17 protein-coding genes and 1 other annotated feature are annotated in these 24421 nt (G+C 63.6%); of the genes, 10 read left to right on the top strand and 7 right to left on the bottom strand.

The features are described from left to right. The coding region (locus tag AC3WR3_RS17945) for a beta strand repeat-containing protein (protein ID WP_492292662.1) at nucleotides 1–2898 on the top strand (2898 nt) is incomplete at its 5' end. 83 nt (nucleotides 2899–2981) lie between these two features. Here the strand turns inward: AC3WR3_RS17945 and rnd are convergent. The 7 genes from rnd to AC3WR3_RS17980 form a co-directional block, all read right to left on the bottom strand. Then, on the bottom strand, nucleotides 2982–4094 hold the full coding sequence (gene rnd / locus AC3WR3_RS17950; protein WP_247626075.1) for a ribonuclease D: 1113 nt from the start codon (nucleotides 4092–4094) through the stop codon (nucleotides 2982–2984). A 100-nt stretch (nucleotides 4095–4194) separates the two neighbouring features. Beyond that, complete coding sequence (gene fadD / locus AC3WR3_RS17955; RefSeq protein ID WP_348773025.1) at nucleotides 4195–5871, bottom strand: long-chain-fatty-acid--CoA ligase FadD; 1677 nt, start codon at nucleotides 5869–5871, stop codon at nucleotides 4195–4197. Between the two features lie 196 nt (nucleotides 5872–6067). Beyond that, nucleotides 6068–6907, bottom strand: coding sequence for an alpha/beta fold hydrolase (locus tag AC3WR3_RS17960; protein WP_265436715.1), 840 nt, complete (start codon nucleotides 6905–6907; stop codon nucleotides 6068–6070). 2 nt (nucleotides 6908–6909) lie between these two features. Continuing rightward, the gene (locus AC3WR3_RS17965; protein ID WP_202045584.1) at nucleotides 6910–7428 is read right to left on the bottom strand and encodes a Slp family lipoprotein; all 519 of its coding nucleotides are present in this window, start codon (nucleotides 7426–7428) and stop codon (nucleotides 6910–6912) included. Between the two features lie 67 nt (nucleotides 7429–7495). Beyond that, the gene (gene tsaB, locus AC3WR3_RS17970; RefSeq protein WP_162519130.1) at nucleotides 7496–8197 is read right to left on the bottom strand and encodes a tRNA (adenosine(37)-N6)-threonylcarbamoyltransferase complex dimerization subunit type 1 TsaB; all 702 of its coding nucleotides are present in this window, start codon (nucleotides 8195–8197) and stop codon (nucleotides 7496–7498) included. Between the two features lie 213 nt (nucleotides 8198–8410). Continuing rightward, nucleotides 8411–10321, bottom strand: a complete 1911-nt coding sequence (gene yoaA / locus AC3WR3_RS17975) for a DNA repair helicase YoaA (RefSeq protein WP_492292666.1) — start codon at nucleotides 10319–10321, stop codon at nucleotides 8411–8413. A gap of 66 nt (nucleotides 10322–10387) precedes the next feature. Further along, the gene (locus AC3WR3_RS17980) at nucleotides 10388–10633 is read right to left on the bottom strand and encodes a hypothetical protein (RefSeq protein WP_265436712.1); all 246 of its coding nucleotides are present in this window, start codon (nucleotides 10631–10633) and stop codon (nucleotides 10388–10390) included. A 185-nt stretch (nucleotides 10634–10818) separates the two neighbouring features. Then, nucleotides 10819–10947 (top strand) — a sequence feature (His leader region). Between the two features lie 24 nt (nucleotides 10948–10971). Here AC3WR3_RS17980 and hisG point away from each other — a divergent pair. The 9 genes from hisG to AC3WR3_RS18025 all read left to right on the top strand — a co-directional run bounded on the left by hisG (nucleotide 10972) and on the right by AC3WR3_RS18025 (nucleotide 24285). Continuing rightward, nucleotides 10972–11868 carry an ATP phosphoribosyltransferase gene (hisG, locus tag AC3WR3_RS17985; protein ID WP_202045578.1) on the top strand — a complete coding sequence of 299 codons (897 nt, stop codon included), beginning with the start codon at nucleotides 10972–10974 and terminating at the stop codon, nucleotides 11866–11868. A 12-nt stretch (nucleotides 11869–11880) separates the two neighbouring features. Further along, complete coding sequence (hisD, locus tag AC3WR3_RS17990) at nucleotides 11881–13179, top strand: histidinol dehydrogenase (protein WP_492292669.1); 1299 nt, start codon at nucleotides 11881–11883, stop codon at nucleotides 13177–13179. A gap of 94 nt (nucleotides 13180–13273) precedes the next feature. Further along, entirely contained in the window at nucleotides 13274–14374 is a 1101-nt protein-coding gene (hisC, locus tag AC3WR3_RS17995) for a histidinol-phosphate transaminase (protein WP_492292671.1), read from the top strand. Between the two features lie 12 nt (nucleotides 14375–14386). Continuing rightward, nucleotides 14387–15538, top strand: a complete 1152-nt coding sequence (hisB, locus tag AC3WR3_RS18000) for a bifunctional histidinol-phosphatase/imidazoleglycerol-phosphate dehydratase HisB (protein ID WP_202045575.1) — start codon at nucleotides 14387–14389, stop codon at nucleotides 15536–15538. Continuing rightward, nucleotides 15538–16167: an imidazole glycerol phosphate synthase subunit HisH gene (hisH, locus tag AC3WR3_RS18005; protein WP_492292673.1), complete on the top strand. Its 630-nt coding sequence runs from the start codon at nucleotides 15538–15540 to the stop codon at nucleotides 16165–16167. The genes hisB and hisH overlap by 1 nt, the downstream gene beginning before the upstream one ends. Nucleotides 16168–16172: 5 nt before the next feature. Continuing rightward, nucleotides 16173–16907, top strand: coding sequence for a 1-(5-phosphoribosyl)-5-[(5-phosphoribosylamino)methylideneamino]imidazole-4-carboxamide isomerase (hisA, locus tag AC3WR3_RS18010; RefSeq protein ID WP_404838448.1), 735 nt, complete (start codon nucleotides 16173–16175; stop codon nucleotides 16905–16907). A gap of 154 nt (nucleotides 16908–17061) precedes the next feature. Then, nucleotides 17062–18171: a response regulator gene (locus tag AC3WR3_RS18015; protein ID WP_492292675.1), complete on the top strand. Its 1110-nt coding sequence runs from the start codon at nucleotides 17062–17064 to the stop codon at nucleotides 18169–18171. Then, nucleotides 18164–20320, top strand: a complete 2157-nt coding sequence (locus tag AC3WR3_RS18020; RefSeq protein WP_492292677.1) for a PAS domain-containing protein — start codon at nucleotides 18164–18166, stop codon at nucleotides 20318–20320. The genes AC3WR3_RS18015 and AC3WR3_RS18020 overlap by 8 nt, the downstream gene beginning before the upstream one ends. Continuing rightward, on the top strand, nucleotides 20317–24285 hold the full coding sequence (locus AC3WR3_RS18025) for a PAS domain S-box protein (RefSeq protein WP_492292679.1): 3969 nt from the start codon (nucleotides 20317–20319) through the stop codon (nucleotides 24283–24285). The genes AC3WR3_RS18020 and AC3WR3_RS18025 overlap by 4 nt, the downstream gene beginning before the upstream one ends. Nucleotides 24286–24421 lie beyond the last annotated feature (136 nt).

A 24421-nucleotide genomic window follows, 5' to 3' on the forward strand; every position in this document is an offset into this window, starting at 1 on the left:
GTCACCTTGCTCGGCAACCCCGATCACGAGACCCAGTCCAGCTACAGCTTCAGCGTCCTGGCCAGCGACGGTGTCAACCCTGCCACCGAGCAGGCCGTCACCCTCGCGGTCAACAACCTCGACGAGATCGCACCGACCATCACCTCCGGCGGCACTGCGGCCGCTCTCAATGAAAACAGCGGCGCCGGCCAGGTGGTCTACACCGCCACCGCCGACGACAGCGCCGACATCAGCGCCGGCGTGACCTTCAGCCTCGCCGGTACCGATGCCAACAAGTTCACCATCAACGCCACCACCGGCGCGGTCACCTTGCTCGGCAACCCCGATCACGAGACCCAGTCCAGCTACAGCTTCAGCGTCCTGGCCAGCGACGGTGTCAACCCTGCCACCGAGCAGGCCGTCACCCTCGCGGTCAACAACCTCGACGAGATCGCACCGACCATCACCTCCGGCGGCACTGCGGCCGCTCTCAATGAAAACAGCGGCGCCGGCCAGGTCGTCTACACCGCCACCGCCGACGACAGCGCCGACATCAGCGCCGGCGTGACCTTCAGCCTCGCCGGTACCGATGCCAACAAGTTCACCATCAACGCCACCACCGGCGCTGTCACCTTGCTCGGCAACCCCGATCACGAGACCCAGTCCAGCTACAGCTTCAGCGTCCTGGCCAGCGACGGTGTCAACCCTGCCACCGAGCAGGCCGTCACCCTCGCGGTCAACAACCTCGACGAGGTCGCACCGACCGTACTCTCCATCACGGGCATCAGTTCGCGTAGCGGCAACTCCGGCACCGCGACCTTCACCGTCACCTTCTCCGAACAGGTCAACGGGGTCAGCGCCGAAGACTTCACCCTGTTCGGCAGTGCTACCAGCGTTTCGCCCTTCCCCAGTATCACGGGCGTCTCAGGCTCCGGCTCGACCTGGACGGTGACAGTTGCCTACGATGGTCGACAGCCAGCCAATGGCGACCGAGGTAACACTCTAGGGCTAAACCTGAATGCGGGTAACAATGTGATCGACAGCAATGGCAATGTCGCCACATCAACTTCCTTCGGCACACCACAGATTGCATCTCTAGCACCCGCTGGTATTGCCGGCGAACCGATCCACCTGGCCCTGGAAGCCCCCGAGGGGCTTATTGGCCTGATCTCGATGAAGATATCCGGCGTTCCCTCGGGTTGGACCATAAACGGCGGCAACGACAATGGCGACGGCACCTGGAGCCTAATGACCGAGGATCCAAGCAGCCTCACCGTCACCACCCCGGCTGACTTTGTCGGGGCCGTAATCCTGGCTGTCAACATGAGCTGGACCAACGTCGACGGCAGCATGGGCAGCGCCTATATCGCCGATAATGTCGAAGCCTATGCCCCAGGCTCCCCCATCTTCGCCCTGTCGCAAGACGACAACCTAACCGGCTCATCCGGTGCGGATCAGTTCGTGTTCGCCCAACCCATCGGCAATAACGTCGTCTACAACTTCGACGTGACCAACGACAGGCTGGATCTGATCGGCTTTGCCGGCGTCACCAGCATGGCAAACGTGCAAATAGGCAATGACGTCGATGGCAATGCGGTGATCAGCATTGGCGAGGGCCAGAGCATCACAATCAAAGGGATCGATGGGTCTATGCTCGGCGAGGCGAACTTCGAGTTCAACATCGATCCGGTGACCCGCAACGGCGGTATCCTCACCATAAGTGACGGGGCCATCATGCCGTTTGGTGGCAGCCTCATCAACGAAGGGATGATTGCCCTTGGTGGCCTCGACAGCGGCGCCAGCCTGGAGATCCTGTTCCGCGGTGCCAGCCTGAGTGGCGGCGGACAACTGGTGCTCTCCGACAGCGACCACAATGCACTGTTCGGTGGCAGCGCCGATACCGTGCTGTTCAACATCGACAACAGCATCCGTGGTGCAGGCCAACTCGGTGCCGGGCAACTGATATTGAACAACGCAGGCAGCATCCTCGCCGATGGCAGTCATGCCCTGGTGATCGACACAGGCAATGAGGTCATCATCAACTCCGGCATGCTGGCAGCGACCGGGGCCGGTGGTCTGATCATCGACAGCGGACTCGACAACAGCGGCCTGCTGTGGGCCAATGGCGGCAATGTGACCTTGAACGCAGCTGTCAGCGGTACCGGCAGCGCCTTGATCAGCGGCATGGCTACGCTGGCTTACGCTGCTGCGTCGAACATGGACACCGCTTTTGCCCTCGAGGGGGATGGGATCCTAAGGCTGGCACATGCCGCCGACTTCACCGGCACCGTCTCTGGTTTCAACGCAGGAGATAAGTTCGAGCTGGTCGACGTTGGCAACGCAACGATCGGCTATGTCAGCAACGCCACCGCGAGTGGCGGTGTGCTGACCATCAACGATGGAACCCACCGCAGCGAAATCCAGTTGCAGGGCACCTATACGACGGCCGGTTTCCAGATGATACAAGGGGAGGATGCCAGCACCACGATCCGCTACCACGCGATACTGGCAGATCAAATACTGACGGGGACAGATAGCGATGACGGCCTGGTGGGCAGCGATGGCAACGACACCCTGAACGGGCGGGTTGGCAATGATGTTTTAGTCGGCGGGGAAGGAAGCGATACCTTCATCTTCGGCCGCGAAGGGGGACTCGATACCATAACCGACTTCAATAGTGCCAACCTGATACAGGGGGGAGACGTGTTGGATCTGCGAGATCTGTTCCAGGATACGACGGGCGGTGACCTGTCCGACTATCTGGCGGTGCGGGAGGAAAATGGCAGCACCATCCTCAGCGTGGACAGGGATGGCACAACGGGGGATGCAGGCTTCCAGGATCTGGTTCTGCTGCAGGGCACCACAGGCCTGCATCTCGACGAGTTGCAGCAGCAAGGCAACCTGCTGACCCACGGATAAAACCGGTTCACGCCATCCGAATAAGCAAAAGCCCTGGCCGCACACGCGGCCAGGGCTTTCGTCATAAGGGCATCAGAGGCCCGCTACTGGGCCAGCAGATGGCCCACCAGCTCATGACGCCAGCCTTGCAGCAGCATGGGCTTGTCGGCGCGTGCCCGTTCCTCGGCGCTCATCCGCCAGCTCCAGGTGAAGTACTGGTGGATGATCTTCTTGCTGGCCACCAGCTCCGGCGGGATGTTGCTGGCCTTGGCCTTCTCTTCCACCATGGCCTTGATGCGCTTGAGCTCGGCCTTGTATTGGGGGAAGTCCACCAGCCGGCGAATGGGCTCTGGCCAGCTGTCAGGATCGCTCTGCTGGGCAGAGGCGACGATGTCCAGCATCCGCTTGCCGTGGATCTTGATCTCGATGGGGGCCAGCCCCAGCTCGTTGAGATCCCGCAATGAAGTGGGTCGGCGCTCCGCCACCTTGAACAGGTGCAGCTCCTTGACCACGAAGTTCAGGGCCAGATCCCGGCGCACCGCCTCTTGCTGACGCCAGGCGGCGAGCTCGCGCAGAATGGCCAGTTCGCGCCGACCCAGTTGCCAGGCGTTGATGATCTCAAGGTAGGCCTGACGGGGATCGCTGCCCTGGGTCTTGCGGGCGGAGTGGTTCTGGCACTCCTGCTCGAACCAGGCAAACTTGCCGCTTTCATGCAGCCTGGCCATCACCTTCTCGTAGAGGGGCATCAGGTAGAAGACATCCGCCGCCGCGTACTCGAGCTGGCGCGCGGTCAGGGGACGGGCCAGCCAGTCGGTGCGGGCCTGATCCTTTTCCAGGGTCACCCCGAGGAACTCGTTGACCAGGGCGCCGAAGCCCACCGAGACGCCGTACCCCAGAAATGCCGTCGCGAGCTGGGTGTCGTGCATCTGGTTGGGCAGGTGGCCCGCCTGATGCTGGATGAGCTCCAGATCTTCACCGGAGGCGTGCAGTATGGCGATCTGCCCTGCCCGGCCGAGCCGCTGCCACAGGCCGGAGAGATCCAGGGTCAGGGGATCCAGCAGGGCGAGGCGTTCGCCGTCATAGATCTGGAACAGACCGAGCTGGGGGTAGTAGGTACGGGTGCGAACGAATTCGGTATCTATGGCCAGGGGAACGTCGGCCAGGGAAGCGAGATACTGCTCCAGTTCGGCTTGCTGTGAAATGAGTTGATATTGCATCTTTGCCTGCACGTTGGTCGGGACCCAGAAAGAAAAAACCGTGGCATGACCCACGGTTTTGCATAACGACAGCGCTTGACTGCAGAGCAGTGCATGCCGGTTACTGCTTGGCAATCTCCTCGTCGCGCAACACGCGCCGCAGGATCTTGCCCACATTGGTCTTGGGAAGTTCGTCGCGAAATTCTACCAGTTTCGGCACCTTATAGGCAGTCAGATGTTTGCGGCAGTGGGCAATTATCTCGTCCTCTGTCAGCTTTGCATCTTTCTTGACCACGAAGATTTTCACCAGCTCGCCGGAAACCGGGTTAGGCACGCCGACGGCAGCCACTTCCAGCACCTTGGGATGGAGCGCCACCACGTCTTCAATCTCGTTCGGATAGACGTTGAAGCCGGAGACCAGGATCATGTCCTTCTTGCGATCGACGATCTTGAAGAAGCCCTGCTGGTCGCACACGGCGATGTCGCCGGTGCAGAGCCAGCCATCCTGCATCACCTCGGCGGTCGCCTCGGGACGCTGCCAGTAGCCCGTCATCACCTGGGGGCCGCGCACCTGCATCTCGCCGGGGGCACCCAGCTCGGTGATAACCAACCCCTTGTCATCCACCAGCCGGATCTCGGTGGAGCAGACCGGCAGACCGATGGAGCCGTTGTAATCCACCAGATCGTAGGGGCAGACGCTCACCAGGGGTGAACACTCGGTCAGGCCATAGCCTTCCAGCAGCGGGGTCCGGGTCAGCGCCTTCCACTGCTCGGCCACCGCACGCTGCACCGCCATGCCGCCGCCTATGGTGAGCTTGAGGCGGGAGAAGTCCATGCCCTGGAACTCGCCGTTGTTGACCAGGGCGTTGAACAGGGTGTTGACCCCTGTGATGCAGGTGAAGGGGTACTTCTTGATCTCTTTGACAAAGCCCGGGATGTCGCGGGGGTTGCTGATGAGCAGGTTGTAGCCACCCAGGCGCATGAACAGCAGGCAGTTCACCGTCAGGGCGAAGACGTGGTAGAGCGGCAGCGCCGTGACCACGAACTCCTTGCCCCGCTCCAGCACGGGACCATAGACACCGAGGCACTGCTCGACGTTCGCAATCATGTTGCGGTGAGTCAGCATGGCCCCCTTGGAGAGACCCGTGGTGCCGCCTGTGTATTGCAGGAAGGCGATGTCCTGGTTGCTGATCTCCGGCTTGATGTACTGCAGGTAGCGCCCCTTGGCCAGGGCCTGGCGCATGGTGCTGGCGTGCGGGAGGTTGTATTTGGGCACCAGCTTCTTGACGTACTTGACCACGAAGTTGACCAGGGTGCCCTTGGCCAGGCCGAGGTTGTCCCCCATGCGGGTCAGGATCACGTGCTTGACCGGGGTGTCGTAGACCACCTTCTCCAGGGTATGGGCGAAATTGGAGACGATGACGATGGCCTTGGCGCCGGAGTCTTTGAGCTGGTGCTCCAGCTCGCGCGGCGTATAGAGGGGGTTGACGTTGACCACCGTCATGCCGGCCCGCAGTATGCCGAACACGGCGATGGGGTATTGCAGCAGGTTCGGCATCATCACCGCCACCCTGTCGCCCTTGCCGAGCTTGAGCTCGTTTTGCAGGTAGGCGGCAAAGGCACGGGACTGCTCTTCCAGCCGGCGATAGGTAATGGTCTGCCCCATGTTGACGAAGGCGGGCTGGTCAGCAAACTGGGCCACCGACTCTTCAAACATCTCGACCAGGGAGCCGTATTGGTCTGGATTGATCTCGGCGGGCACCCCTTCTGGATAACGCTTCAGCCAGACTCTTTCCACGAACTTCTCCTGCATAACTAGCACCTGTGCGCTCACTGTGTTGCCTCCGTCCCTGTCACATCCATTTCAATCAGTTGTTTTAAGCTACAGCTCTAATGCCGCACATAGTTACATAAGGCAACATCGATTAACAGCGAATTAACAACGAGAAGTGTGAGGGAGAAAGCAAACCTGACATGATCCAAAGCCGGCGATCCTACCGGATCTGACAGAAGTTTTCGATATAAACGGCGGTTTTGGCCGAATTTTCCATATGGAAGTGATGATTTCCCGCCACCTGTACCATTTCAATCTGGCCAAAGGCCGGCCCCCGCAGCTGCCACTGCGCCAGCAGACTCTGGAACCCCTGCTCGCCCCGGATGAAGAGCACAGGGCAGGCGATGGCCCGGATCAGCGCCTGGGCCTGGCCCTCGCTCATGCGCATGGGCGAGAGATCCCGCAGACGGGGATCGCTGCGCCAGTGCCAGCGCCCTTCCCGCGCCTCCAGCTGACGCTCGCAGATAAGGCGCGCCGCCGCCGGGGAGATGTCAGCCACCTTGCAGCGGGCCGCCACCGCCTCGTCGAGGGAGACAAAGCCACCGGACGCTCGCTCACGAGTGCGGCTGCGATTGAGGATGGCCCGCCGCAACTGGGCAGGCACCTCCTCATCGGGTTGGCTCAGCGGCCCTAGCCCCTCCAGCAGGATGAGCCGCACTATCTGCTCGGGGAAGACCCCGGCATAGGCGCTGGCGATCAGGGCCCCCAGCGAATGGCCGAGCAGGGTGAAACGCTGCCAGCCCGCAGCCTGGGCAATCTGGTGCAGATCGTCGAGCCAGTCGACGAAGACATAGGGGGTCGGTTTGTGATCCGAATGGCCGTGACCCGGCAGATCGACGCAGACGAGGTGGCACTCAGCGAGATGGGGGGCAAGGGGCAGGAAGCTGGCGCCGTTGTCGAGCCAGCCGTGCAGGGCAATGATCAGGGGCTTGCCCTGCCGGCCGTTATCCAGCAGGGCGATGCGCCGTCCATCGGCCAGGGTGAGGAAGCGCTCTTCCATGATCACCAGCGGGAGTAGTGGCGTCTTGGCCAGAAGGGATCATAGAAGGGGTCGTAGAAGTAGGGGTCCATGTAGCGGATCTCCACCTCCTTCACCGGCGGCCACAGCTTGCTGGCGGTGACCTTGAGCACGGAGAAGCGATACTTGTGATTGCCTATCTGGCTGTCCACCGGCTTGTCCAGGGTGCCGAGCACCGTCAGGCTGCGCCCCTTGGCATAGAGCGTCGGATCCACAAACCCCTTCATGACGGCCAGAAAACGCCCCGGGCTCTGCTCCGTCTGGGTCGGTACGCCGTTGGCTTTGAGCGGCAGGTAGACCACCTCGATGACGCTCTGATCCTGCTCGTTGTGCACCGCCGAGATGACGCCGCTCCAGCGCGCAGGCTTGCCCTCCATCCCCTGCAGGGCAGGTTGATAGGCCACCAGCTGGCTTTCCGGCTCATAGGCCAGCTCCTTGGGCACAGTGCTGCAGCCGCCGAGCAGCAGCCCCGTCAGGCCCAGCATGATCACGCGTTTCATCATTTGCCTCTCCTTGTCCGCGACGCCCGCCTTCACACACTGGCGTCGAGTCGCGGCTCGCCGTTGGATGTCACTCGCGACCCGGCAGTTTCTTCCAGGTCACCTTGTCGCGCAGATAGACGGGGGTTGCCTGCTCCACAGCCACCGCCTCCCCCGCCAGCCAGGCACTGCGTGCCAGGGGCAGCATGTCGACCGCCGCCGGGAAACGCACCTGGCTCACCGCCAGCTCGTCGGCCAGCGCATTGAGCGTCTCGCCATAGGTTTCAAAGCCGGTCCCGACGCAGCTCAGGCTGCCCGCCAGCTTGCCGCGCGCGTCAATCAGGGCGGCGGGATCGCTCACCACCTCCTCCCCCACCAGCTGCATGCGGCCATCAAGCAGCTCGTAGTGGCCAAAATAGACCTCGTTCATCCGCGCATCGATGGCGGTCAGCACCCGCGTTGCCCCCTCCAGACGATAAGCCCCCTGGGCCATGGCAGCCAGGGTCGAGATGCCGATGAGTGGCACGCCGGCGCCAAAGGCGAGCCCCTGGGCCACGCTGATCCCGATGCGCACGCCGGTAAAAGAGCCGGGCCCGCGCCCGAAGGCGATGGCGTCGAGCTCAGCCAACGATAGCCCGGCCTCGTCTAACACAGCCTGAACCATGGGCAGGATTTTTTGGGTGTGATCCCGCGGCGCCTCTTCCCAACGGGAGAACAGCTTGTCGCCCACCAGCAGGGCGGCGGAGCAGGCTTCGGTGGCGGTATCAACGGCCAGGATCTTCAACTCGGTCATGGGTTACAATCTCTATAAAATCAGTCAATTACATAACGTGCAAGCGAGCAGTGCTCACCCGTTTTCTTAACATGGCAAATCCGTCAATCGCTAGCCACCCGCCAGCATCTCAGGTCGAATGCATAGCGCGCCGGGTACACGGCCCAGGCCCGAGCATCCCGCTCGACACAGCGTCCCAGGCTCGCCAGCCGCTCTGGGAAATAACCGGCAGACTCAGTCGCCCCGATCAAAGAAACGCCCCAGGGACTCTAGCTCCCGGGTGCGAGGGATGGCGGGCAGACTCTTGATGAAGGTGGCGCCATAGGGCTTGTTGACCATGCGTGGATCACAGATCACCAGTACGCCGTGATCACTGCGATCACGAATGAGCCGCCCCACACCCTGTTTCAAGGCAATCACCGCCTTGGGCAGCTGCAGCTCGGCGAAGGGATCGCCCCCCTTGAGCTTGCAGTCATCCACCCGCGCCTTGAGCAGCGGGTCGTCCGGGCTCGCAAAGGGCAGCTTGTCGATGATAACACAGGACAATGCCGCCCCTCGCACGTCTATCCCCTCCCAGAAACTGCTGGTGGCCACCAGCACGGCGCGCCCGTTCTCCACGAAGGTCTTGAGCAGCCGCTGCTTGTTGTCCTCCCCCTGCAACAGCACGGTGCGGCCGATCTCCCGGCGCAGCACCTCGGCCACCTGCCGCATCACCTGATGGCTGGTGCAGAGGAAGAAGCAACCCCCCGGCGTCTTGTTGATGAGGGGGATCATCAGATTGGCCAGCTGCTCGCCGCGCCCGAAGGCGTTGGGCTCCGGCAAATAGCGGGGCACACAGAGCCGCGCCTGCTCGGCGTAGTCGAAGGGGCTGTCGAGAATAAGCTCGGCGCTACCCGCCAGCCCCAGCTCCGCCTTGAAGTGATCGAAACGGTTGTCCACCGTCAGGGTGGCTGAGGTAAAGATCCAGGCCACCTCGGGCTTTTGCACCTCGGCGCCAAATCGCTCGGCCACCGACAGCGGGGTGAGATTGAGGGAGAAGTGCAGCCGGGAACAGTCATACCAGTAGGAGAAACCTGTCTGGTTGACCGCCAGCACCTCCCCGAGGCGAGTGCGCAGCTCGCAGACTCGCTCGAAGGCGTGATCCAGCTGCTCGCCGCGCCCGAGCGCCAGTTTCAACACTTCGTAGCAGAGCCCGATGGCGTCGTTGAGACGGGCCAGGGTCTGGCCCCAGAGCGGCTGGCGCAGGAGATCGCGGGTATTGCCGCGCCCCCCGTCTATCCCGAAGGCGAGGCGCAAGTCCTGGCTCGCGATGGAGAGCCTGTCCGCCGCCTTGCCAAGCTGTCCCATGTCGTGGGCCTCGGCGCGATAGGCAAGCTGGATGTCCTGCGCCAGATCCAGGATGGTGCGACTGCCCACCGACTTGCCGAAGTAGTTGGTGGCGATCTCCGGCAACTGATGCGCCTCGTCGAACACATAGACTTGCGCTTCGGGCACCAGCTCGCCAAATCCGGTGTCTTTCACCGCCATATCGGCGAAGAAGAGGTGATGATTGATCACCACCACCTGGGCATCCATGGCCCGGCGCCGGGCCACCACCAGATGGCAGTCGTCGTAATAGGGGCAGTCGCGACCGAGACAGTTGTCATTGGTGCTGGTGACGTGGGCGAGGATCTCGGCGTTCTCCTGCAGCCCCGGAATGTCTCCCACATCGCCGTTGTCGGTGGCGGTGGACCAGGACTTCACCTTCACCAGATCGCTGAGGATCTCGGGCTTTTGCAGGTGGGATTCGCTCAGGAGGCGGTTCATCCGCTCGATGCAGAGATAGTTGCTGCGTCCCTTGAGCAGGGCCACCGGCGGGGTGTAGGAGAGCGCCCCCGTGATGGTGGGAAGATCCCGGTAGAAGAGCTGCTCCTGCAGGTTCTTGGAGCCTGTGCTTATCACCACCCGCTTGCCGGATTCCAGCGCCGGCACCAGGTAGGCGTAAGTCTTGCCGGTGCCGGTGCCCGCCTCCACCAGCAGGCGGCCGCCACTCTTGATGGCGCGCGCCACCGCTTCGGCCATCTCCAGTTGCGGCGCTCGGGCCTTGAAGCCCTCGATATGGCTGGCCAGAGGGCCATCTGGCTTGAACAGGGTCTGGATGGTCAAAGGAGCGTCCCGCGCAAAAGCGGCCATTATGCCAAAAGCGCGGCGAAAGCGGGACTGATAATGCGTTCAGACGAAGAGATCGATCTGATGGTCCGGATCCGGCTTGTGATCATCTTCCTGCGCCTTTGGCTGATCACGCCTGGTCGGCTGATACCCCTGCTGGTGCTGCTGGGCGCCGCCGCCGTTGTCAGTGCCAATCTTGCGCAGCTGATGCTTCTGGCTGATCTGGGTCACCTCCCGCTTGATGTCGTCGGGGCTCGGGGTCGACGGCGCGCGCGGCAAGATGGGGAATAACAGGTCCTGGCTGGGCATGGTGATCACTCCTCAGGCTATCTTGATTAGTTATCGACCAGAAAACCGTTTTCTCCACTTTAATCGGGCAAATCACAATTTCAGGTTGCATTTTCTGTCAAGGCAGGTAGTTTAAATCAGGCGTCAACTACGACATCTTATTTGTAAAGGATTGATTACATGAAGTTCACCACCCTGAAGACTCATCATCACCATCATCATCCCGACTAGTCTTTCAGGAGGTTGACTGCTGGAAGACACTTAACTGGTGACTTCCAAAAGGACCGCAAGATTCATGAACCCTCGGAAGCACACACTTCCGAGGGTTTTTTCGTTTTTGACTAGAAGGAAATCGAGCAATGGAAACACAACGTCTGCGCATCGCCATGCAAAAGTCCGGTCGCCTGAGCCAGGACTCCCAGGCCCTGTTCAAGAGCTGCGGCCTCAAAATTAACTTACGGGAACAGCGCCTCATCGCCCACGTGGAGAACATGCCCATCGACATACTGCGGGTGCGCGATGACGATATCCCGGGGCTGGTGATGGAAGGGGTGGTCGACCTTGGCATCATAGGCGAGAACGTGCTGGAAGAGGTGCAGCTCATCCGCGCCTCACAGGGTCTGCCCTTCGAGGTCAAAACCCTCAAGCAGCTCGACTTCGGTGGCTGCCGCCTCTCCCTGGCGGTGCCGGAAGATGTGACCTACACAGGGCCGCAAAGTCTGGCGGGCAAGCGCATCGCCACCTCCTACCCCGGGCTGCTCAAGCGCTTCTTCGACGAGAAGGGTCTTGGCTTCAAGAGCGTGATGCTGGGCGGCTCGGTGGAAGTGGCGCCGCGCGCGGGTCTGGCCGACGCCATCTGCGATCTGGTCTCCACCGGCGCGACCCTGGAGGCCAACGGCCTCAAAGAGGTGGAGGTGATCTACCGCTCCAAGGCGGTGCTGGTGCAGGCTCCCAACCCCTTGAATGAGGCCAAGCAGAAGCTCATCGACAAGCTGCTGCCCCGCATCCAGGGGATGCAGCAGGCCCGCGAGAGCAAGTACATCATGCTGCACGCCCCCAAAGACAAGCTCGATGCCATCACAGATCTGCTGCCGGGTGCCGAGCGCCCCACCATCATGCAGCTGGCCGGAGACACCAACCAGGTGGCCCTGCATGTCGTCTCCAGCGAGACTCTGTTCTGGGAGACCATGGAGCAGCTCAAGGCCCTCGGCGCCAGCTCCATTCTGGTACTGCCCATCGAAAAAATGATGGAATAAGGAAGGGATATCATGCAGACCCTGATCTGGAAGACCCTCTCCCCCGCCCAGCAGGCCGACGTGCTGACCCGGCCTGCCCTCAATGACGAGGCGGACATAGGTGCCGTGGTCAAGGAGATCATCGGCGCGGTGCGCAGCCGGGGCGACGACGCCCTGCGGGAGCTCGGCCTGCGCTTCGAGCGCGCCCCCCGTGAGCAGTTGCGCGTCAGTGAGGACGAAATCGAGGCCGCCTGTGCACGGCTGGATGACGGCATCAAGGGAGCCATCGAGGCGGCGATTGCCAACATTCGCACCTTCCACGCCGCCCAGGTGCAGCCCGTGGTGCGAGTGGAGACCCAGCCCGGCGTGGTGTGCGAGCTGCGCACCCAGCCCATCAGCCGGGTCGGCCTCTATGTGCCGGGGGGCAGCGCGCCACTCCCCTCCACCGTGATGATGCTGGCCATTCCAGCTGCCATCGCCGGTTGCCGTGAGGTGGTGCTCTGCACCCCGTCGCCGGCCAGCGACGAGATCCTGTTTGCCGCCCGCGCCTGTGGTGTCGAGAAGGTGTTCGCCATCGGCGGCGCCCAGGCCATCGCCGCCATGGCTTATGGCACCCAGAGCATTCCCAAGGTGGACAAGATCTTCGGCCCGGGCAACGCCTATGTGACCGAAGCCAAGGGCCAGGTCTCCCGGGACTGGCGCGGCGCCGCCATCGACATGCCCGCCGGCCCCTCCGAGGTACTGGTGATTGCCGACGAGAGCGCAAGCCCGGCCTTCGTGGCCGCGGATCTACTCTCCCAGGCCGAGCACGGTCCCGACAGCCAGGTGGTGCTGGTAACCACCTCGCCGCTCTTGGCCGATGCCATCGCCAGCGAGATCAAGGGCCAGCTGGCCAAGCTTAGCCGCCGGGATATCGCCGCCCAGGCGCTCGGCAGCAGCCTGGTGATCCTCTGCGACGATCTGGACGAGGCCTGTGCCATCTCCAACGCCTATGCGCCGGAGCACCTCATCGTGCAGACCCGCGCCCCCCGCGATCTGCTGGATAAACTCGAGAACGCCGGATCTATCTTCCTTGGGGCATGGACCCCGGAGTCGGTCGGGGATTACGCCAGCGGCACCAACCACACCCTGCCCACCTACGGCTATGCCCGCACCTGCTCGAGCCTGGGGCTCGCTGATTACCAGCGTCGCTACACTGTGCAGGAGCTGAGCATCGAGGGGATCCGGGGCCTTGGCCCCATAGTCCAGCGTATCGCCGATGCGGAAGGGCTCGATGCCCACAAGAATGCCGTGACGCTGAGATTGAATGCACTGCAAGAGGAGCGGACATGACGATCACCGCACCGAGAGGGCGCCATGCCCTCATCAATAATGCCGTCACCCTCGGATTGAACGCACTTTCAGACCAGCAGCAGAAGGATTTGTCATGAGCATCGCCAATCTGGCTCGCCGCGTGGTGCGGGCCCTCACCCCCTATCAATCCGCCCGTCGCATTGGCGGTCAGGGTCACGTCTGGCTCAACGCCAACGAGGCGCCCCTGGCCTACCCCTTCACCATCGAGGGCAACCGTCTCAACCGCTACCCCGAGTGCCAGCCGGCCGAGGTGGTGAGCGGCTACGCCGCCTACGCCGGGGTCAATCCAGATCAGGTGCTGGTGAGCCGCGGCGCCGACGAGGCCATCGAGCTGCTGATCCGCACCTTCTGCGAGGCGGGGGAGGATCAGATCCTCATCTGCCCCCCCACCTACGGCATGTACGCCATCAGCGCCGAGACCTGCGGCGTCGGCATCGTAGAGCAGCCGCTCACCGCCAGCCGTCAGCCGGACTGGCCCGCCATCGCGGATCGTCTCTCCGACGTGAAACTGGTGTTCCTCTGCTCCCCCAACAACCCCACCGGGGATCTGGTGGGCCGCAAGGGGCTCATCGCCCTGCTGGAGAAGGCCCGGGAGCGTGCCATCGTGGTGGTGGACGAAGCCTATATCGAGTTCTGCCCGGAAAGCTCAGTGGTGGATCTGCTGGCCCAGTACCCCAATCTGGTGGTGACCCGCACCCTCTCCAAGGCCTTCGCCCTGGCGGGGATCCGCTGCGGCTTCACCTTAGGGGACCCGGAGCTCATCGCCATGCTGGCCAAGGTGATAGCCCCCTACCCCATCCCCGAGCCCATCGCCCAGATTGCGACCCAGGCCCTCTCCCCCATGGGGCTGGCGCTGATGCAGGAGCGGGTGCAGGAGCTCAACAAGCAGAAGGCCCTCATCAAGGCCGAGCTGCTGCGGCTTGCCTGCGTGAAAGAGGTGTTCGAGGACAAGGGCAACTTCGTGCTGGTGCGCTTCACCGATGGTGCCGCCGTCTTTGCCGCCATGAAGGCCGCCGGCATCATCTTGCGGGACTTCTCCAGCAAGCCGGGCCTGGACAACAGCATCCGCATCACCATCGGCTATCAGGGAGAGATGGACGCCGTCCTCACCGTGCTGCGCGATCTATCGAACAGCACCCCCTCAGCCAGCAACCCGTCTGCCGCCAGCGTATAAGGAAGTAGCCAGATGAAGACCCCGTTTTTGTTTATCGACCGTGACGGCACTCTGATAGAGGAGCCGGTGACCGACAAGCAGGTGGACAGCCTCGCCAAGCTGCGCTTCGAGCCCATGGTGATCCCGGTGCTGCGCGAGCTGCAGGCCGCCGGTTACGTGCTGGTGATGGTGACCAACCAGGATGGGCTGGGGACCGCCAGCCTGCCGCTGGAGAACTTCCAGCCCCCTCACGATCTGATGATGCACCTCTTTGAATCCCAAGGAGTGAACTGGGAGCAGGTGCTGATCTGCCCCCACTTCCCCACCGACGGCTGCAGCTGCCGCAAGCCCCACCTCGGCCTGGTGAAGGAGTACCTCGCGTCCGGTCGCATCGACTTTGCCAACTCCTTCGTCATTGGCGACCGCCAGACCGACCTGCAACTCGCCGAAAACATGGGCATTCGCGGCATTCGCTACCACCCGCAGGATCACGACTGGCTCGCCATCCGTGATCAGCTGCTCTCCAAGGGGCGCGTGGCCGAGGTGGAACGCTACACCAAGGAGACCCGCATCCAGGTGGCGGTGGACCTGGACAAGAGCGGCGGCAACCAGATTGCCACCGGCATCGGCTTCTTCGATCACATGCTGGATCAGATAGCCACCCACGCGGGCTTTCGCCTCAAGCTGAAGGTCAGCGGCGATCTGCACATCGACGATCACCACACGGTGGAAGACGTCGGGCTGGCTCTCGGTCAGGCCCTGCGCCAGGCCCTTGGCAACAAGCGCGGCATCGGTCGCTTCGGCTTCGTGCTGGCGATGGACGAGGTGCAGGCGGTGATCGACGGTCGCCCTCGCCTGGTTGAAGGCACGAACGACAGTGCCCAGGCCCCCTCCCTGACCGAGCTGGACGTGGCTACGGCGCTGGATTTGAGCGGCCGCCCCTACTTCGTGTTCGACTGCCCGAGCGGCTTTGGCCGCGACAGCGTGGGCGAGATGGCCACCGAGATGGTGCCCCACTTCTTCCGCTCCCTCTCGGACGCCATGGCCATCACATTGCAGATGAAGGTCGGCAGCGGCAACACCCACCACCAGGTGGAGGCGCTGTTCAAGGGCTTTGGCCGCGCCCTGCGCCAGGCCATCCGGGTGGAAGGGAGCGAACTCCCCTCCAGCAAGGGGGTGCTGTGATGGATGTGAGCAAGCAGAAGCTGGTCATCATCGACACCGGCTGTGCGAACCTCGCCTCGGTGCGCATGGCGTTCGAGCGTCTCGGCGTGCAGCCGCTGGTTTCCAGCAAGGCGGCCGATATCGAGGGGGCAGACAAGCTGATCCTGCCCGGGGTGGGCACTGCGGTGGCCGCCATGAAGAATCTCAATGAACGTAACCTGGTGCCGCTCATTCGCGCCGCCAGACAGCCGCTGCTGGGCTTTTGCCTCGGCATGCAGATGCTGGCACAGGCCTCCGAGGAGAACATGAGCGCCGATGGTGACTCAGGCCAGCTCATCGACTGCCTCGGCATAGTGCCAGGCAGGATCCGGCTGATGGAGGTGGGCAATCTGCGCCTTCCCCACATGGGCTGGAACCAGATCGAGCACGATGAGACCCATCCCCTGCTCAAGGGGATCCCGAGCGGCAGCTACTTCTACTTCGTCCACTCCTACGCCCTGGAGGTGACAGACGCGACGCTGGCAACCTGCGACTATGGCCAGCCCTTTACCGCCATCGTAGGGCGCGACAACTTCTTCGGCGCCCAATTCCACCCGGAGCGATCCGGCGCAGCCGGTGCCCGTTTACTGCAAAACTTTCTGGAGCTGTAACAAGGATGATCATTCCCGCCATTGATTTGATTAACGGTCAGGTAGTCCGACTCTATCAGGGGGACTACGGCCAGAAGACCGCATACAGCAGCAGCCCCCAGGCCCGCTTCGACGACTATGTCGCCCAGGGGGCAGAGCAGCTGCACCTGGTGGATCTGGACGGCGCCAAGGATGCAAAAGCGCGCCAGCTCGCCCTCATCACCACCCTGCTGGCGGCCACCAGGGCGCCGGTGCAGGTGGGCGGCGGCGTGCGCAGCGAGCAAGATGTGGCGGATCTGCTGGCCGCCGGCGCCAACCGGGTGGTGGTCGGCTCCACCGCCGTCAAGTCCCCGGATCTGGTGGCTAGCTGGATGGAGAAATATGGCCCCGAGCGCATCGTGCTGGCGCTGGATGTCAATATAGATGCAGAGGGGAATCGCCAGATCGCGGTGGCAGGCTGGCAGGAGAACAGCGGTGTGAGCCTGGAGGCGCTGATCGAGCGCTTCCTCCCCGCCGGACTCAAGCACGTGCTCTGCACCGACATCAGCCGGGACGGGACGCTCTCGGGCAGCAACGTCGAGCTCTACCGGGATCTCTGTGCCCGCTACCCCAGCGTGGCGTTTCAGGCCTCCGGCGGCATCGGCGGCCTGGCGGACATAGAGGCGCTCAAGGACACAGGCGTCAAGGGAGTCATCCTCGGCCGCGCCCTGCTGGAGGGCAAGTTCGACGTACAGCAGGCCATCGCCTGCTGGGGTGAGTGACCACGGGATCACCCGCGGCTCCCCAAGGTGCCTGTCCGGCCATCAGCGCCGGAACAGGCACCTCTATCTTCTGAGGGTGCAGCGGCAAGCCCTTATAATCTGGGAACAATTGGCTCTATACTCGGACTCATCGAGATAATGTCACGGAAGGCTTATGTTCAGATCTCACTGTGCCACCATCCTCATCGTCGATGACTCTCCCGAGAACCTGATGGTGCTGACCGAGCTGCTCTCACCCAGTTACCGGGTACTCGCCGCCCAGAGCGGGGAGAAGTGCCTGCGCATCGCCAGTGGCAAGACGAAACCCGATCTCATTCTGCTGGATGTGATGATGCCCGGCATGGACGGCTATCAGGTACTCAAGCAACTTCGCACCAACCCCGACACCCACCGCATCCCAGTGGTACTGCTCACCGCCCTCGCCGATCCCCAGAGCGAAGAGCAGGGCCTGTCCCTCGGGGCCGCCGACTATATCACCAAGCCCATCAAGCCCGTCATCGTCCAGGCGCGGGTACGCACCCAGCTGGAGGCCAAACAGGCCCGGGATGGTCTGCACGATCAGAATGCGGCCCTGGAGGCCGAGGTCGCTCGCCGGATGGCCGAAAACGATCTGATCCAGCAGGTCTCCATCCGGGCGCTGGCCCATCTGGCGGAGATCCGCGATCCCGAGACCGGCAATCACATCCTGCGCACCCAGGGCTACGTGCGGTTGCTGGCGAGCGCCCTTGCCGGTCACCCCCGCTTTGCCGGGACCCTGTCGCCGGGTTACATCGATCTGCTGAGCCGCTCCGCCCCCTTGCACGACATCGGCAAGGTCGGCATTCCCGATCATATCCTGCTCAAACCGGGCAAGCTGATCCCGGAGGAGTGGCAGATCATGCGCACCCACGCCAAGCTCGGTAGTGACGCCATCGAGGAGGCCGAGCGGGATATGGAGCAGCCATTGGCCTTCCTCACCCTGGCCAAGGAGATAGCCCACTGGCACCACGAGAAGTGGGACGGCAGCGGCTACCCGGACGGCCTCTGCGGCGATGCCATTCCCCTCTCGGCCAGGTTGATGGCGCTGGCGGATGTGTTTGACGCCCTCATCAGCGCCCGGGTCTACAAACCGGCCATGTCCTATGACGAGGCCCGCGCCCTGATCCTCTCCGGCAGCGGTCAACACTTTGACCCGGACGTGGTGGCAGCCTTCGACAGCCATTTCGAGCAGTTCGTCCTCATCGCCAAACGTTACCAGGATGTCGCCGAGGCAATCCATGGCTGAGCAGCCTCCCCTGACCCGGGCCCAGGTGCTCAACGTGGTGCTCACCTATGCCGCGGTGGCGAGCCTGTGGATCTTGCTCTCGGACAAGGCGGTGGAGTGGCTCTTCCACACCCCGGCCCAGTTCGCCCTGGCCAGCACCATCAAGGGGTGGCTGTTTATCCTCATTACCGCGCTCATGCTCTATGCCATGCTGCGCCGTCGCATCAATCAGACCACCGCCAGCCCCCGCCTCTCCGGGCGTCAGTGGCTGCCCATCCTGCTGCTAAACGGTCTCATTCTGGCCCTGACCGCCATGGCCATCGCCCAGAACATCGGCCTGACCCGGGACAAGGAGGTGGCACGCCTCGAGACCATCGCCGATCTCAAGAGCAGGCGCATCACCGAGTGGCTGGGCAACCGGGAGCAGGATCTGCGCCAGATCGTCGGCAACTCCCGCGACGGGGCACTCTCTCCCGCCGAGCCTCAGAGACCCTCCGATGAACAGGCACAGCAACTGACACATCTGGTCGAGTTCATCTCGGGGCGGGGATTCGATGGCGCGGCCCTCTTCGACCCCGCCGGCCAGGCCCTGTGGCAGACCCCGGGGGCCGGCATCATGAATGCCACCCTGCGCGATGCCCTGACCCGGGTGGAGGCGGGCAAGGTGCTCAGGGTCGGCCCCTATCTGGATGAGCGAGGTCAACCCAGGCTCGACTTCCTGGCCCCCCTGACCAAGGCGGCGGGGCCAGCCCCCGTCATGGTGCTGCAGATAAGCGGCAGTCACTGGATAAACCAGATCCTCGCACCCTGGCCCATCCCCGACAGCAGCGGGGAAGCCATGCTGTTTCGCCAGCGCGCAGATCAGGTGCAGTATCTGAACGACCCGCGCTATCGCCCCGACTCGGCCCTGCGCCTGCACCTTCCACTTCATCACGACACCCTGCTGGCGGCCCAGTATCTGCGGCTGGACGGCGGGCAGCGAAGGTCAAGGGTGCTGTCCGGCATGGATTATCGCGACATCGCGGCCTTTGGCGTCGTCTATCCGGTTGCGGACACGGATTGGTACCTGCTGACCAAGATAGACAAGGCCGAGCTCAACCAGGCCAGCTTCAAGGAGAGCATCTGGATTGGCCTCATCGCCCTGCTGGTGCTCTTCGTCACCAACGCCGGCATCATCTTGCTGCGCCAGCACACCCGGCTGTTGATGGCAGAGCAGGTGCGCCACTCCCAGGCACAGCGGCTGCAGGCGTTGCAACTGCTCTCCGCCATCGCCGACAGCTCGGAAGATGCCATCTTCGCCAAGGACAGGGAGGGCAAATACATACTGTTCAACCGCGCCGCCAGCCAGTTCGTGGGCAGACCCGCCGCCGAGATGCTGGGTCAGGATGACCTGGCCATCTTCCCCCCCGATCAGGCCCGGATGCTGATGGAGGCAGGCCGCCGGGTGATCGAGAACAACCGGGTGCAAACCGAGGAGGAGTACCTGACCCTGCCAGGTGGCGATCGGGTGTTCCTCGCCACCAAGGGTCCGCTGCAGGACAACGATGGTGAGGTGATCGGCATCTTCGGCATTTCCCGCGACATCACGGACTTCAAGCGTACCGAGGCTGATTTGCGAGAACGGGAGGGACTGTTTCGCGCCCTGGTGGAGCAATCCCTCGCCGGCATCTACATCATCCAGCAGGGCAGGCTCTGCTACATCAACCCCTGTTTTGCCCACCTGTTTGGCTACGACTCCCCCGGCGTCCTGCTCGGCGTCGGTCCCCTGCACGCCCTGGCAAGCCCGAAGGACAGCGACCGGGTGGCCGAGCTGGTGCAGCGATGCGAGCAGGAGGGTGGCGACATCCATGCCCGCTTCAGCGCCCTGCACCACGACAACCAGCCCCTGGAGGTGGAGCTGTACGGGCGGCGCGTCGACTATCGCGGCCAGCCCGCCGTGCTCGGGCTCTTGCTCGATGTCACCGAGCGGGAGCAGGTCGAGCAGGCCCTGACCCGCCAGGCCATGGAGCTGCGCCAGCAAAACGAGGAGCTGGAGCGTTTCAACAAGGTGATGGTGGACAGGGAGCTCGCCATGCTGACCCTCAAGCACCAGATCAATGCGCTCTCACACCAGCTCGGGCTGCCGCCGCCCTACCCCCAGGCCCCCATGCCGCCGGAGGAGCACCCATGATGCACCGACCGCAACTGTGGCACGTCCGCCCAGCCACCCAGCGCTGGGGCGTCTGCCTGCTGGCCCTGCTGCTGCCCGTCCTGATGCTGCAGATCCGGGTCCAGCTGCCCATCGCCTTTGGCGAGCGGCCGTTGCTGGTGCTCTTCATGCTGCCCATCATCCTCTGTGCCCTGCTGGGGGGCTTGCTGCCAGGCCTGCTCTGCACCCTGATCAGCGCCCTGGTCACCACCTACTTCCTGCTGCCCCCGATCCATGAGCTGACCGTGGCGACCGGCCAGGATCTGGTGCAGTGGGGGCTCTTGGTTGCCAACGGCGTGCTCGTCAGCCTCCTCAGTGCCGCCATCCACAGCTCCCGCGCCCGGGAGATCCAGCGCTGGCAGGAGCTGATGAACACCCAGTCCCGCCTGCAACAGAGCGAGAACCGCTTCCAGGCCACCTTCGAGCAGGCGGCGGTCGGCATCGCCCTGGTCGCCCCCGATGGTGGTTGGCTGCGGGTCAATCGGCGGCTATGCGACATGCTGGGCTATCGCGCCGGTGAGCTCATGGGCATGAGCTTCCAGCAGATCACCCACCCGGACGATCTCTTCATCGATCAGCACTACGTCGACCGGATGCTGGCGGGCGAGCTGCCCCACTACACCCTGGAGAAGCGCTATCTGCACAAGGGGGGCGAGGCCATCTGGACGACACTGACGGTGGCCCTGGTGAGGGATAGCGAGGGGGAGCCCGATTACTTCATCTCCATCATCGAGGACAATCAGCAGAACAAGGAGACGGAGGAGGCCCTGCGCCGCAACGAGGGGATCCTGCGGGAATCCCAGCGACTGGCCAAGATCGGCAACTGGCGCTGGCGTGTCAGCGACGGCAACCACTTCTGGTCACCGGAGATCTACCGCATCTATGGCCGTGATCCCGCCCTCCCCCCTGCCGTCTATCCCGAGGTGAAAAAGTACTTCACCCAGGAGGGCTGGCACACCATAGCCCAGGCCGTCGAGCACTGTCTGCGCGATGGGCTGCCCTATGAATGTGATGCCGGCGTCATCAACGAGCAGGGACACCCGGTCTGGGTCATCGCCCGTGGGGCTGCCTTGCGGGACGGAAACGGCCATGTCGTCGAGCTCTATGGCACTGTGCAGGACATCACGGAGCGCAAGCTGGCCGAGCAGCAGTTGCTGCACAATCAGCAGGCGGCGCTCGATACCCAGCGCCGCGCCCGCCTGGCGGCACTGAACCTGATGGACGATGCCATCAGTGCCCGGGTACGGGCCGAATCCATCAGCAGCGCCCTGCGCGAGAGCGAGCAGCGGCTGCTGATGGCTCAGGAGGGCGCCCACGTCGGGATCTGGGAGTGGGACATGGTCAATGATCACCTCTTCTTCTCCCCGGAATGCGCCCGCCTCTATGGCCGCGACGCCGGGCAACTTACCACCTTTCACGCCTGGCAGGCCTGCCTGCACCCGGACGACAAGCCCCGTATCGACGCCTTGCTGGCCGAGCTCTCGGTCAGCGACAAGCCCTTCGAAATCGAGTTCAGGATCCTGCTGCCAAACGGCGACCTATGCTGGCTGGTGAGCAAGGGCAGCGTCTATCGGGATGCCTGGCAGCGCCCCCTGCGTCTGCTCGGCATCCATCTTGACATCACGGAGCGCAAGCAGGCCGAGCAACAGCTGAGGCAGCTCTCCCTGGCACTGGAGCAGAGCCCGGACGGCGTCTTCATCACGGACACTCGGGCCCGCATCGAATATGTCAACGCGGCCTTCCTGACCATCAGCGGCTACCAGCAGGAGGAGATCATCGGCCAGACCCCCTCCCTGCTGCGCTCCGGCCTCACCCCCAGAGCCACCTATGTCGCCCTGTGGGACGCCATCAAGCGTGGCCAGCGCTGGCACGGCGAGTTCGTCAACCGGCGCAAGGACGGCTCACACTATCAGGTGCTGGCGGCCATCTCCCCCATTCGCCAGGAGAACGGGCTGGTGACCCACTATGTGGCGGTACAGGCCGACATCACCGAGAAGAAACAGCTCGGCGAGGAGCTGGATCAGTACCGTTACCACCTGGAAGAGATGGTCGATGAGCGCACCCTGCAACTGGCCCAGGCCCACCAGCGCGCCGAGAGTGCCAACCGTGCCAAGAGCGCCTTCCTGGCCAACATGAGCCACGAGATCCGCACGCCCATGAACGCCATCCTGGGGCTCACCTATCTGCTCAAGCGCGACACCCCGGACAGCACCCAGCACGAGCGGCTGGAGAAGATCGACAATGCCGCCCAGCACCTGCTCACCATCATCAATGACATCCTGGATCTCTCCAAGATAGATGCGGGCAAGATGGCGCTGGAGCAGAGCGACTTCTCCCTCACCGCCATGCTGGACAACGTCAGCGCCCTGATGAGCGAGCAGGCCCGCGCCAAGGGCCTCTCCCTCATGGTCGACATGGGAGACTCGCCCACCTGGGTCCATGGCGACATCACCCGCCTGCGCCAGGCACTGCTCAACTACGCCGCCAATGCCATCAAGTTTACCGAGCAAGGTGCGGTCACCCTGCGGGTACGGGTGGCTCGTCCGCTTGCCGACGGCTACCTGCTGCGCTTCGAGGTGGAAGACACCGGCATCGGCATCAGCCCGGAGCAGTGCGAGAAGCTGTTCCAGGCCTTCGAGCAGGCCGACGTCTCCACCACCCGCAAATACGGCGGCACTGGCCTCGGGCTTGCGATCACCAGCCGGCTCGCCACCCTGATGGGGGGAGAGGCCGGCGTCAACAGCACCCTCGGCCAGGGGAGCTGCTTCTGGTTCACCGCCGCCCTCTCGGCGGGTCAGGGAGAGGCGCCCCACCCGCTCCCGCCGCAGCAGAGCCTGGCGCAGACCGTCTTCCCCCACACTGCCCGGGTGCTGCTGGTGGAGGACAACGCCATCAACCGGGAGGTGGTGCTGGAGCTGCTTTGCAACAGCGGCCTCGTCATCGAGACCGCCGTCAATGGTCAGGAGGCGCTGGCCCTTGTCCGCCAGCATCCCTACGATCTCATCCTGATGGACATACAGATGCCGGTGATGGATGGCTACGACGCCACCCGCGCCATCCGCGCCCTGCCCGGCCTGGCGCGGCTTCCCATCCTCGCCCTGACGGCGAGCGCCTTCGAGGAGGACAGGAAGGCCTGTGAATCCGCCGGCATGAACGACTTCATCGCCAAGCCCGTCACCCCCGCCAAGCTGTTTGAGGCGCTGCAGCGCTGGCTGCCGAGCAAGGGAATGGTGGAGCCCGGTGAGCAGGATCTGTCCCGCGCCCCCCTGGCAGGCCCCCTCGCCCGCCTGCATGGCGTCCCCGGGCTGGATCTGCAGCAGGGGTTGGCAACACTGCAGGGCAAGCAGGACAAATACCTTGCCTTGCTGCGCCACTTCGCCAACGAGCATGGCCAGGACATGGTCCTGCTCCACCACCATCTGCAAACCGGGGATAGCACGAGCGCCACCCGGCTGGTTCACACCCTGCGCGGGGTCGCGAGCACCCTTGGCATGGTGGAACTCGCGCGCCAATGCCTGCAGCTGGAGCAGACACTCGCGGGGGATGGCCCCGAGCCGACCGCCCTGATGACGGTCATTGCCGGGGAGCTGGCGGCCTTGCACGACCGGCTGGGGGAAGAGGTACCCGTCCAGGCGCCGCAGCTCATCCCCCTTGGCAGCCAGTGGCAACGGGATCTGCGCCAGCAGATGGAGGCGTTGTTGCTGCAAAGCGACACCGCCGTGATCCCGCTGTTCGAGCAGTATGCCGCCCCCCTGCGGCTCATGCTCGGGCCCCGCAGCGAGACCCTGGCCAGGCAGTTGAAGAGCTTTGACTTTGACGGCGCCCTGCTCACCTTGCACCAATGCGCGCAAGCAGATGAGCCCCCCACTGAGGTCATGCCCCCTCTCCCCGATGGCGCTTCGCCGCCCCCGGGCCAGCCGAAGGGAGACAAAGGGTTGAATCACTGAATAAAGTCATGCATATAGTGTTGGTTCCCCCGGGGCCGCGCCGCCCGATGAGCGCGCCGTTTCCCGCTCAGGATCCAGCAGTGAAAGCATGCCAACCGCTTTTCCGTCCGCCGCCTGATCCTGCGTCACCGGCAGA

It is taken from the genome of Aeromonas sp. EU05-FHT14A05 (assembly GCF_058791175.1).